Origin of the sequence: Serratia sp. Ser99, assembly GCF_024519545.1 — a bacterium.
Lineage (GTDB): Bacteria > Pseudomonadota > Gammaproteobacteria > Enterobacterales > Enterobacteriaceae > Serratia > Serratia liquefaciens.
This window is the reverse complement of the sequence record NZ_JALJRT010000022.1, coordinates 16,012-25,833: the sequence shown is the minus strand read 5'-3', so window position 1 is coordinate 25,833 and position 9,822 is coordinate 16,012. Positions and strand designations below refer to the sequence as shown.

12 protein-coding genes are annotated in these 9,822 nt (G+C 53.2%); 6 read left to right on the top strand and 6 right to left on the bottom strand.

Translation table 11 applies throughout. From position 1 onward, the window contains the following. Nucleotides 1-389: 389 nt before the first annotated feature. On the top strand, nucleotides 390-932 hold the full coding sequence (locus tag NR114_RS24045; RefSeq protein ID WP_020837217.1) for a gamma carbonic anhydrase family protein: 543 nt from the start codon (nucleotides 390-392) through the stop codon (nucleotides 930-932). A 37-nt stretch (nucleotides 933-969) separates the two neighbouring features. Here the strand turns inward: NR114_RS24045 and aroE are convergent, their stop codons facing one another. Genes aroE through dprA form a run of 5 tightly spaced genes read right to left on the bottom strand, consistent with a single transcriptional unit; the run spans nucleotide 970 to nucleotide 4,514 of the window. Next, nucleotides 970-1,788: a shikimate dehydrogenase gene (gene aroE, locus NR114_RS24040; RefSeq protein ID WP_256814528.1), complete on the bottom strand. Its 819-nt coding sequence runs from the start codon at nucleotides 1,786-1,788 to the stop codon at nucleotides 970-972. An 11-nt stretch (nucleotides 1,789-1,799) separates the two neighbouring features. Further along, nucleotides 1,800-2,369 (bottom strand): L-threonylcarbamoyladenylate synthase type 1 TsaC, encoded by a 570-nt coding sequence (tsaC, locus tag NR114_RS24035; protein WP_234530914.1) that lies wholly within the window; start codon nucleotides 2,367-2,369, stop codon nucleotides 1,800-1,802. A gap of 7 nt (nucleotides 2,370-2,376) precedes the next feature. Further along, nucleotides 2,377-2,922, bottom strand: coding sequence for a type I DNA topoisomerase (locus NR114_RS24030; protein WP_020837220.1), 546 nt, complete (start codon nucleotides 2,920-2,922; stop codon nucleotides 2,377-2,379). 25 nt (nucleotides 2,923-2,947) lie between these two features. Then, complete coding sequence (gene smg / locus NR114_RS24025) at nucleotides 2,948-3,421, bottom strand: DUF494 family protein Smg (protein WP_046372501.1); 474 nt, start codon at nucleotides 3,419-3,421, stop codon at nucleotides 2,948-2,950. Further along, nucleotides 3,393-4,514, bottom strand: a complete 1,122-nt coding sequence (gene dprA / locus NR114_RS24020; protein WP_129941919.1) for a DNA-protecting protein DprA — start codon at nucleotides 4,512-4,514, stop codon at nucleotides 3,393-3,395. The genes smg and dprA overlap by 29 nt, the downstream gene beginning before the upstream one ends. 133 nt (nucleotides 4,515-4,647) lie before the next feature. On the opposite strand from dprA, the gene def reads away from it, so the two are divergent. From def to mscL, 5 genes are all read left to right on the top strand, one after another. Beyond that, nucleotides 4,648-5,157: a peptide deformylase gene (gene def, locus NR114_RS24015; RefSeq protein WP_020837223.1), complete on the top strand. Its 510-nt coding sequence runs from the start codon at nucleotides 4,648-4,650 to the stop codon at nucleotides 5,155-5,157. Between the two features lie 17 nt (nucleotides 5,158-5,174). Next, the gene (gene fmt / locus NR114_RS24010; protein WP_048761140.1) at nucleotides 5,175-6,119 is read left to right on the top strand and encodes a methionyl-tRNA formyltransferase; all 945 of its coding nucleotides are present in this window, start codon (nucleotides 5,175-5,177) and stop codon (nucleotides 6,117-6,119) included. Nucleotides 6,120-6,192: 73 nt separating this feature from the next. Next, the gene (gene rsmB / locus NR114_RS24005; RefSeq protein ID WP_149574117.1) at nucleotides 6,193-7,482 is read left to right on the top strand and encodes a 16S rRNA (cytosine(967)-C(5))-methyltransferase RsmB; all 1,290 of its coding nucleotides are present in this window, start codon (nucleotides 6,193-6,195) and stop codon (nucleotides 7,480-7,482) included. 77 nt (nucleotides 7,483-7,559) lie between these two features. Further along, a complete protein-coding gene (gene trkA, locus NR114_RS24000; RefSeq protein ID WP_020837226.1) occupies nucleotides 7,560-8,936 on the top strand; it encodes a Trk system potassium transporter TrkA in 1,377 nt (458 codons plus the stop codon). Nucleotides 8,937-9,081: 145 nt separating this feature from the next. After that, entirely contained in the window at nucleotides 9,082-9,498 is a 417-nt protein-coding gene (mscL, locus tag NR114_RS23995) for a large-conductance mechanosensitive channel protein MscL (protein WP_020837227.1), read from the top strand. A 57-nt stretch (nucleotides 9,499-9,555) separates the two neighbouring features. Here the strand turns inward: mscL and NR114_RS23990 are convergent, their stop codons facing one another. Continuing rightward, complete coding sequence (locus tag NR114_RS23990) at nucleotides 9,556-9,762, bottom strand: alternative ribosome-rescue factor A (RefSeq protein ID WP_020837228.1); 207 nt, start codon at nucleotides 9,760-9,762, stop codon at nucleotides 9,556-9,558. Nucleotides 9,763-9,822: the final 60 nt, after the last annotated feature.

Genomic DNA, 9,822 nt, shown 5'->3' with positions numbered 1-9,822 from the left:
CTTGTGGAGTGCCCACACAGATTGTCTGATAAATTGTTAAAGAGCAGTGAGTTAGCCGCCGTAGCTTGCTATCTCGAGGTGGCGTATAATACGCTTTCCTCTTTCAGAGTCAACCCCTAAATTTCAGGATTTTTTCTCTTCGAACCCCGGAGACTCTGTGAAGTTGTTCACATGTTCCGTGTCGATGGAGGCGCATTATAGGGATCCGAGTTTTTTGCACAACCCCTTTTTTGATCTTTTCTTTTCGTTTGCGCACTTTTCAGCCCTTTCGGGCGGATCTTGCGCGATCAGCGCCATTTTCCTTAGGATCCGTAGCTTCAGTTGGTTGTAATTCCACCGCCAACGTCTAGTATTGCCGGTAAATATGATCCCGACGTGAGGCTATTACCATGTCCGATGCAGTGCGTTCTTATCTTCATTACTCTCCAAAACTGGGTCAACGCGTAATGATCGACCCTTCCAGCGTGGTGATCGGCAACGTTGAGCTGGCCGATGACGTCAGTATCTGGCCGCTGGTTGCCATCCGCGGCGATGTCAACGCGGTAAAGATCGGTCCGCGCAGTAATATTCAGGATGGCAGCGTGCTGCACGTGACTCATAAGTCCGAACATAACCCAGAAGGTTACCCGCTGTTGATCGGGGAAGACGTGACCGTAGGCCACAAAGCCATGCTGCACGGCTGCGCCATAGGCAACCGGGTATTGGTAGGGATGGGATCGATCCTGCTGGATGGTGCAGTAATAGAAGATGATGTGATGATTGGCGCCGGCAGCCTGGTGGCTCCGGGTAAACGTCTGGCGAGCGGTTATCTTTATATGGGAAGTCCGGCACGTCAGATTAGGCCATTGACTGCAGCTGAGTTGGAAGGGCTACTCTACTCTTCTACTAACTATGTACGTTGGAAAGACGAATATTTGTCTGAAGACATCTGACAAGCGCCCGTTCCCTGGCAAGAGAACGGGCACAAGGTTATGCCGCCAACTCGTGGCGCAGTTGGCGCAGTACTGGTTCTATCTCCGGCATCACGCCGTGCCACAGCAGGAACGCATGCGCGGCCTGCCCCACCAGCATCCCTAATCCGTCAGCATATTCTGTAGCACCCTGTTGCTGTGCCCAGGTCAGAAACGGCGTTAACCCCTGCTGATAAAACATGTCATAACAGCGCGTGTTGCCAGTGATAGTGCCAACCGGCAATGCCGGGATCTCGCCGCTGATCCCGGACGCCGTAGCGTTGATCACTAAATCAAACTGTTGTTGATCGAGTTGATCCAGAGGCAAGGCGGTGATTTCACCGAGATGCTGAAAACTTTCTGCCAGCATTTGCGCACGACTGAAAGTGCGGTTGGTGATCGTCATCTCACAACCAAAAGACAACAGCGGCAAGATCACGCCCCGTGCTGCGCCCCCCGCCCCCACCAGCAAAATGCGATCCTTTGGTTTGATCAGCCCTTGGCGTTCCAGATCGGTCAGCAGGCCGATCCCGTCCGTATTGTCACCCAGCAACCCACCGTCCGGCAGCACCTTGAGCGTATTGACCGCTCCGGCCAACGAGGCACGCTCGCTCAATTCAGACGCAGCCTCGTAGGCATGCTCTTTAAAAGGTACCGTGACGTTCGCCCCCTGACCACCAGCCTGAATGAACGCTTGCAGCGCCTTTTCGAAACCGTCCAGCGGTGCCAAGACCGTACCATAGGGATGTTCTATGCCAGTTTGAGCGGCAAACAACGCATGAATGCGCGGTGATTTACTGTGGCTGATAGGGTTACCGAATACCGCAAACTTCTCCATTCACATTACCTCTAGCCTTGACGGATCTGTTCGCCGGTCAGGGCATCTCTGATTTCTGAAGGATTAAGGCGGCCACCAACGCTGCCGGCTAACACCGGGAAAGCGACGCCAAACTGCTTCTGCACTTCCTCGGCGCTACGGCAAGGCTCTTGCCCGCTGAGGTTGGCGCTGGTCGAGACCAGCGGTTTCCCGAATCCTCGGCAAAGCTGTTGAACCAGTGGATGATCGCTGACACGTACAGCCAGAGAGTTGAAACGGCCGGTCAACAAGCGCGACGTTTCCGGACGAGCAGGTATCACCCAGGTGACCGGACCGGGCCAACTGGCAAAAATGGCAGCCCGCTGCCGCTCGCTGAGTGCACTATCATCTATATAAGGTGCTAACTGCGCATAATCGGCAGCGATCAGGATCAGCCCCTTTTCCCAAGGCCGCTGTTTGAGGGCCAGCAATGCATTTACCGCTTGCTCACTGTCAGGATCGCACCCTAAGCCAAATACGGCTTCTGTAGGATAAGCGATAACCTGCTGAAGATGCAGCGCGTCAATAATGGGTGTAAAGAGAGGAGTGGTGTCTGAGTTCATGGCGTCATTATTCTGTGGTTGCTACGGGTTTTCCGCAAAGCTTACTGGCACAGCAAAGGACTGGGCCTTTTGCCGAACGCTTTTCCATCAGCAGCGGGTAGTGGCAGTACTCGCACTCACCGGCGACGGGTTTAAAATTGAGGACAAACTGACATTCAGGGTAGCGATCGCAGGCGTGGAAAACCTTACCATAGCGTGATTTACGCTGCAGCAGTTTGCCCTGACCACACTGCGGGCAGCTGATGCTGGTTTCGTCCGGTTTATCGATGACTTCGGTGTGATCGCACTCCGGATAGTTGCTGCAACCGATAAACATACCATAACGGCCCTGGCGCAATGCCAGCGTCGCCTGGCATTTGGGGCATTCCTGCCCGTCCAACATCTTGACGATGTGCCCATCGGCCTGCGCTTTTAGCGGTCGAATATGTTGGCACTCAGGGTAACGGGAACAGCCGAGAAAAGGGCCGTGGCGACCACTGCGGATCACCAATTCGGCCCCACATTCCGGACAGGGTTCATTTTGCCTGGCGGCAAAAATCGCGGCTTTTGTCATAACTTCTTCTATAGATGTTATCGGCTCAGTGCAGATAACCTTCGTTTACTTCAAACAACAGTTCTTCCATTTGCTGATAGGCGCTTTCATACCCAGGGATATTAAACAGCACCATCAGCACTACCCATTTCAGATCTTCGAGATCGAATTCCGTATTATCCAAAGCCATAACACGATCGATAACCATTTCACGGGTTTCGAGGTTCAATACCTGAATCTGCTCCAGGAACAGGAGGAAACCACGGCAACTGGCATCCAAACGCACGCCTTCTTCTTCGGTGTAAATCCGCATGGCCAGCGGATCGGCATCCATAAAATACGGCGCATTTTCGCCTTCCTGCAGGTCAGCGAGTTTTTCAAGCCAATTCAACGCGTTGTAGATATCATCCCGATCAAACCCCGCCTGAGCGAGATCATCAGTCAGTTGATCCTGATCGACGCGCATCTCTGGTTCATTGTGGATATAAGTTTCAAACAAGTACATCAGTACGTCGAACATGGCCTGCCCTCCTTATTCGGACATAGCCGCCGGGTACAGCTGCGATCCACCCTGCTAACTCCAGATCGAGTAATTTGATTACTACCTCTGGCACAGGTTGGCCGGCACGTTCAGCGACGACGTCAACAGGTGTCACCTCATCTCCTACGTTAGCCAACACATCGGCAAATGGCAATTCAACTTCGGCTTCTGACGCACAAATAGTTGTATTTTCGTTCAACGACAGCCAATGCAAGCCGCTTCCCAGCTGTTCCGCGATCTCTTTCGGCCCGGTTACCAGGTAAGCACCCTGTTGGATCAGCCAGTGTGTTCCCTCACTCATTGGGTTACCCAGCGCACCGGGTAAAGCGAAAACCTCACGCCCCTGATCAAGCGCACAGCGGGCAGTAATCAGCGTTCCGCTGCGCAGAGAAGCTTCAACTACCACCACGCCCAGACTTAACCCACTGATGATGCGGTTACGGCGTGGAAAATGGTCCGGCATCGGCAAATCGGTGACCAAATATTCTGAGAGCAAAGCCCCGCCACTATCAGCGATCTCTTCGGCCAGACGGCGATGTCGGCGCGGATAGATATTGGCCAGCCCACTGCCCAGAACGGCCACCGTCTGTCCTCCCGCCGCAAGTGCTGCGCGATGGCAGACGCTATCAATGCCAAGAGCCAACCCGCTGGTGATGGTAAACCCACAGTGAACCAGACCGGTGGTAAAGTAATTGCCCCAGTGCTCACCATAGTGGCTAAACTGGCGGCTGCCGACCATAGCGATTTGCGGCTGCTGCACCGCTTCCGGATTGCCTTTGACCAGCAGCAGCAAGGGGGCATCGTCGATATGAAGCAACCGCTCTGGATAGCCGCACTCACCGTAGATCCACAGAAAATGGTCGGGCTGTTCCAGCCAGGCAAGCGTGGCAGCCAGATAACGCGGATCCACCTGGCGAAACTGCGCCTGCTGTCGGGCATTCAGCCCCAGGTCATGCAGCAAGCGGGAAGGTTCTCCACCGGCCCAGACCAACTGCCGTATTATCTGGCTGGCCTGCGCTGTGCCAAGCCCAGTGACTCCGCGCATCCGTAAGCCGATTTCCTGTGCCTGCATCGCCTGTTCCCTCGCAAAAAATGGTGGTATTACCAATTCGAGCAATTGGTGCGCAATGCTGTCAATCAGGCCGGGAAATGTCTAGAATAGAAGCTAAACCTCGTTTATCACTCGGATACAGATCTCAAGATATATGTCAGTATTGCAGGTATTACATTACCCAGACGACCGGCTGCGCAAAGTTGCGGCCCCGGTAAAAGAAGTCAATGCGAATATCCAGCGCATCGTGGATGATATGTTTGAAACCATGTACGCAGAGGAAGGCATTGGCCTGGCTGCGACACAGGTGGATATCCATCAGCGCATTATCGTCATTGACGTTTCTGAAAACCGCGATCAGCGCCTGGTGCTGATCAACCCGGAGCTGCTGGAAAAAAGCGGCGAAACCGGGATCGAGGAAGGTTGCCTTTCCATTCCTGAGCAGCGTGCTTTAGTTCCGCGCGCCGCTAACGTGAAAATCAGAGCGCTGGATCGCGACGGCAAGCCTTTTGAGCTAGAAGCCGACGATCTGCTGGCCATCTGTATTCAGCACGAGATGGATCACCTGGTTGGCAAACTGTTCGTCGATTACCTGTCGCCACTCAAGCGCCAGCGTATCCGCCAGAAACTGGAAAAACTGGCCAAGTTTAACGCGCGCGCCTAACCGATCAGGAAATCAACGTGTCTGACTCTTTACGGATTATTTTCGCCGGAACTCCAGACTTCGCAGCGCGTCACCTTGACGCGCTGTTGTCATCTGGGCACCAGATTGTCGGGGTTTTCACCCAGCCTGACCGCCCTGCCGGCCGCGGTAACAAGCTGACGCCAAGCCCGGTCAAGGTTTTGGCCGAGCAGCATCAATTACCGGTATTTCAGCCAAAATCACTGCGCCCGGAAGAAAACCAGCACCTGGTGGCCGATCTCAACGCCGATGTGATGGTCGTCGTGGCTTATGGGCTGATCTTGCCGAAAGCGGTGCTGGATATGCCGCGACTTGGCTGCATCAACGTCCACGGTTCCCTGCTGCCACGCTGGCGTGGCGCCGCGCCGATCCAGCGTTCACTCTGGGCCGGCGATAACGAAACTGGCGTCACCATCATGCAAATGGACGTAGGTCTTGACACCGGCGATATGATGTACAAAATCGCCTGCCCGATTGAAGCCGATGACACCAGTGCCAGTCTGTATGACAAACTGGCGCAGCTCGGCCCGCAGGGCATGTTGACCACGCTGCAGCAAATGGCTGAAGGTTCTGCCAAACGTGAAGTGCAGGATGAGTCGCTGGTCACCTACGCCGAGAAGCTGAGCAAAGAAGAAGCTCGCCTCGACTGGAGCTTGTCAGCCGTGCAGCTAGAACGCTGCATCCGCGCCTTTAACCCGTGGCCAGTCAGCTATTTCACCATTGACGATCAGCCGGTAAAAGTGTGGCAAGCCACGGTGTTGGAACAAAACGCCAATGCGGAACCCGGCACCATCGTTCATGCCGACAAACACGGCATTCAGGTTGCTACCGCCGAGGGTATCCTTAACCTGACTCAGTTGCAGCCAGCGGGCAAAAAACCCATGTCGGCACAGGATCTGCTGAACTCACGTCGTGAATGGTTTACACCGGGTAACCGGTTATAAGCCGCCCTCACTGCCCGGCCGATAATCGCCGGGCTGTTTCTTTCTTAATGCCGATCGCTACCCGCTTTAGCCTATGAAAAACAACTACAATCTCCGAAGCATCGCAGCCAAAGCCATCGGCCAGGTGCTGGATCAGGGCCAATCTCTCAGTACTGTCTTGCCGCCACTGCAAAAATCCATTTCTGACAAAGACCGCGCTCTGCTGCAGGAGTTATGCTTCGGCACCCTGCGCGTGCTGCCACAGGTGGAATGGTGTATTCAGCAATTGATGGCCAAGCCAATGACCGGCAAACAGCGCACGCTGCACTATCTGCTGATGGTCGGCCTGTACCAACTGCTGTATACCCGCATCCCAGCCCATGCAGTGCTGGCGGAAACGGTAGAAGGCGCCGTCGCGCTGAAACGGCCGCAGCTTAAAGGGCTGATCAACGGTGTATTGCGCCAGTTCCAACGACAGCAGGAAGAGTTGCTGCAACGCGCCGCCAATAATGACAGCCGCTATCTGCATCCAAGCTGGCTTTTGAAACGTATCCAGCAAGCCTACCCCGCGCAGTGGGAACAAATCGTCGATGCCAATAATCAGAAACCACCGATGTGGCTGCGTGTCAGCCGACTTCATCACACCCGTGAAGATTATTTGCAGCTGATGGCGCAGGCGGGTATTGCAGCCGAACCCCATACCGAATATCGCGATGCAATACGCCTGCTGGCGCCATGCGCCGTTACCGACCTGCCGGGATTTGCCGACGGCTGGGTTACCGTGCAGGATGCTTCCGCTCAGGGTTGTGTCGATCTGCTGGATCCGCAAGACGGAGAACAGATCCTCGATTTGTGTGCCGCTCCCGGCGGCAAAACCACGCATATTCTGGAAGCTGCGCCCAAAGCTCATGTCATGGCGGTCGATATCGATGAGCAACGCCTGAGTCGAGTCAAAGAAAACCTGCAACGCCTGCGTTTACACGCCGAGGTCAAGCAAGGCGATGGACGTACACCGCAAGACTGGTGTGGTGATAAGCAATTCGATCGCATTTTGCTGGATGCACCGTGCTCTGCCACGGGTGTGATCCGCCGTCATCCGGATATCAAATGGTTGCGTCGCGATAGTGACATCGCTGAACTGGCTACGCTGCAGGCCGAGATTATCGAAGCCATTTGGCCACATCTCAAAAAGGGCGGTGTGATGGTATACGCTACCTGCTCAATTTTGCCGGCAGAGAACGCGGAGCAGATTACCGCTTTCCTCCAGCGCCATCCCGAAGCCCGTCTGGTTGAAACCGGCGATGAACAGCAGCCTGGCCGACAGAATCTTCCCCATCCGGAGGATGGAGATGGCTTCTTTTACGCTAAGCTGATTAAAATGTAGCTATTCAGTATTCAGGGCGCGGCTGTTGCGCCCTTTCAGAAAACCTTCAGCGGTTTCAGTGTGAAGCAGAGAAGCGAATGAAAATAATTATTCTTGGTGCCGGTCAGGTTGGTGGAACACTGGCGGAAAACCTGGTAGGCGAAAACAACGACATTACCGTCGTGGATACCGACTCTGGCCGTCTGCGTCAGCTGCAGGATAAGTTCGACCTGCGGGTTGTTCAGGGCTACGGTTCCCATCCACGCGTACTGCGAGAAGCAGGCGCAGAAGATGCCGACATGCTGGTTGCGGTCACTAACTCTGACGAAACCAACATGATTGCCTGTCAGATTGCCTATTCGCTGTTTAATACGCCGAACCGAATCGCCCGTATCCGCGCGCCTGAATATATCCGTGAATCAGAGAAACTGTTTCAACCTGAAGCGGTGCCCATTGACCATTTGATCTCGCCTGAACAACTGGTTATCGATTACATCTATAAATTAATTGAATACCCTGGAGCATTACAGGTGGTGAACTTTGCAGAAGGCAAAGTCAGCATCGCTGCAGTAAAAGCCTATTACGGCGGCCCGTTGGTGGGTAATGCCCTGTCTTCTATGCGTGAGCATATGCCGCATATCGATACCCGCGTTGCCGCTATATTCCGTCAGGATCGGCCGATCCGCCCACAGGGCTCTACAATTATCGAAGCCGGAGACGAAGTGTTCTTTGTTGCGGCTTCACAGCATATCCGCGCGGTAATGAGTGAGCTACAACGGCTGGAAAAACCTTATAAACGCATCATGATTGTCGGCGGCGGTAACGTTGGTGCAGGCCTGGCGCAGCGCTTGGAGAAATCCTACAACGTGAAGCTGATCGAACGTAATCAGCAACGCGCCACGGAGCTGGCCGAACAGCTGCATGACACCATCGTGTTCTATGGCGATGCCTCTGACCAGGAGTTATTGGCAGAAGAACATGTTGATCAGGTCGATGTTTTTATCGCCATCACCAATGATGACGAAGCCAACATCATGTCTGCCATGCTCGCCAAACGCATGGGTGCCAAAAAGGTGATGGTGTTAATTCAGCGTCGCGCCTACGTTGACCTGGTGCAGGGCAGCGTCATCGACATTGCCATTTCCCCTCAGCAAGCCACGATCTCAGCGTTGCTGGGCCACGTACGTAAAGCAGATATCGTCAGTGTTTCATCGCTACGGCGCGGCGTGGCAGAGGCCATTGAAGCTATTGCACACGGTGACGAGAGCACCTCAAAAGTAGTTGGGCGTATCGTTGAAGATATTAAATTACCGCCGGGCACGACCATTGGCGCCATTGTCCGCGGTGATGACGTAATTATCGCCAACGGCAGCAGCAAAATCGAACAGGGCGATCACGTCATTATGTTTATTACCGATAAAAAATTCGTTCCTGACGTTGAACGTTTGTTCCAACCAAGTCCGTTCTTCCTGTAGAACGAATTAATTGTCCCATGGTCTATAATCAGGTTGATATTCGTTGCCGTGGGTAAGAAGAGATAAAAACTTTTCTCTGCTTATTGTGGCAAAGGGAAATTGCTTTGTTAAACTTGAGTTATTAATTCTGCAAGGGGTGCGTTCTATGAGTATGATGAAAGAGTTTCGTGAGTTTGCCATGCGTGGCAACGTGGTTGATTTGGCAGTCGGTGTGATTATCGGTGCAGCATTCGGCAAGATCGTATCGTCTTTCGTTGCAGATATCATCATGCCACCGCTGGGTTTACTGATCGGCGGCGTTGACTTCAAACAGTTCCACCTGGTGTTACGCGAAGCTCAGGGCGCGGTGCCTGCAGTAGTGATGAACTACGGTTCATTCATTCAAACCGTTTTTGATTTTGTTATTGTTGCCTTTGCTATTTTCCTGGCAATTAAGTTAATGAACAAAGTACGTCGCAAACAGGAAGAAGCGCCAGCCGCACCACCTGTGCCAACTGCAGAAGAGAAGCTTCTGACTGAAATTCGCGATTTGCTCAGTCATCAGCAGCAACCAAAACTGTAAATCAGTTAATCCTGTGCTAATAAAAAGCCATCTAAATCAGATGGCTTTTTTAATGCCTTAAAACCAGAAGGCCAGTGGTAAATTATCATTTGATAGTTTGCCACTGGCCTCCCAATTACCGCCTTTTGCGTGTTTGTCTTTACGCCGGTAGCTGCCTTTCCCTTTGGTATTTTTCTCTACCCGTTGGCGAAATAGTGGATCATGCAACAGTGCCTCAATGGCATTGTCCTGGATCTTACCTTTAGTATGTCGGTATTGAGTCATGGTAATTCACCTTGTTTGTCTATGGTTATAAAACGAGAAGATAATACTGCCAGCAGTATA

Excerpts from the sequence above, each read along its gene's own strand:
- smg (WP_046372501.1), bottom strand. The coding sequence starts at position 3,421 with ATGTTCGACGTACTGATGTACTTGTTTGAAACTTATATCCACAATGAA.
- dprA (WP_129941919.1), bottom strand. The coding sequence starts at position 4,514 with ATGCAGGCACAGGAAATCGGCTTACGGATGCGCGGAGTCACTGGGCTT.
- NR114_RS24045 (WP_020837217.1), top strand. The coding sequence starts at position 390 with ATGTCCGATGCAGTGCGTTCTTATCTTCATTACTCTCCAAAACTGGGT.
- NR114_RS24030 (WP_020837220.1), bottom strand. The coding sequence starts at position 2,922 with ATGACAAAAGCCGCGATTTTTGCCGCCAGGCAAAATGAACCCTGTCCG.
- rsmB (WP_149574117.1), top strand. The coding sequence starts at position 6,193 with ATGAAAAACAACTACAATCTCCGAAGCATCGCAGCCAAAGCCATCGGC.
- trkA (WP_020837226.1), top strand. The coding sequence starts at position 7,560 with ATGAAAATAATTATTCTTGGTGCCGGTCAGGTTGGTGGAACACTGGCG.
- mscL (WP_020837227.1), top strand. The coding sequence starts at position 9,082 with ATGAGTATGATGAAAGAGTTTCGTGAGTTTGCCATGCGTGGCAACGTG.
- tsaC (WP_234530914.1), bottom strand. The coding sequence starts at position 2,369 with ATGAACTCAGACACCACTCCTCTCTTTACACCCATTATTGACGCGCTG.
- NR114_RS23990 (WP_020837228.1), bottom strand. The coding sequence starts at position 9,762 with ATGACTCAATACCGACATACTAAAGGTAAGATCCAGGACAATGCCATT.
- def (WP_020837223.1), top strand. The coding sequence starts at position 4,648 with ATGTCAGTATTGCAGGTATTACATTACCCAGACGACCGGCTGCGCAAA.
- aroE (WP_256814528.1), bottom strand. The coding sequence starts at position 1,788 with ATGGAGAAGTTTGCGGTATTCGGTAACCCTATCAGCCACAGTAAATCA.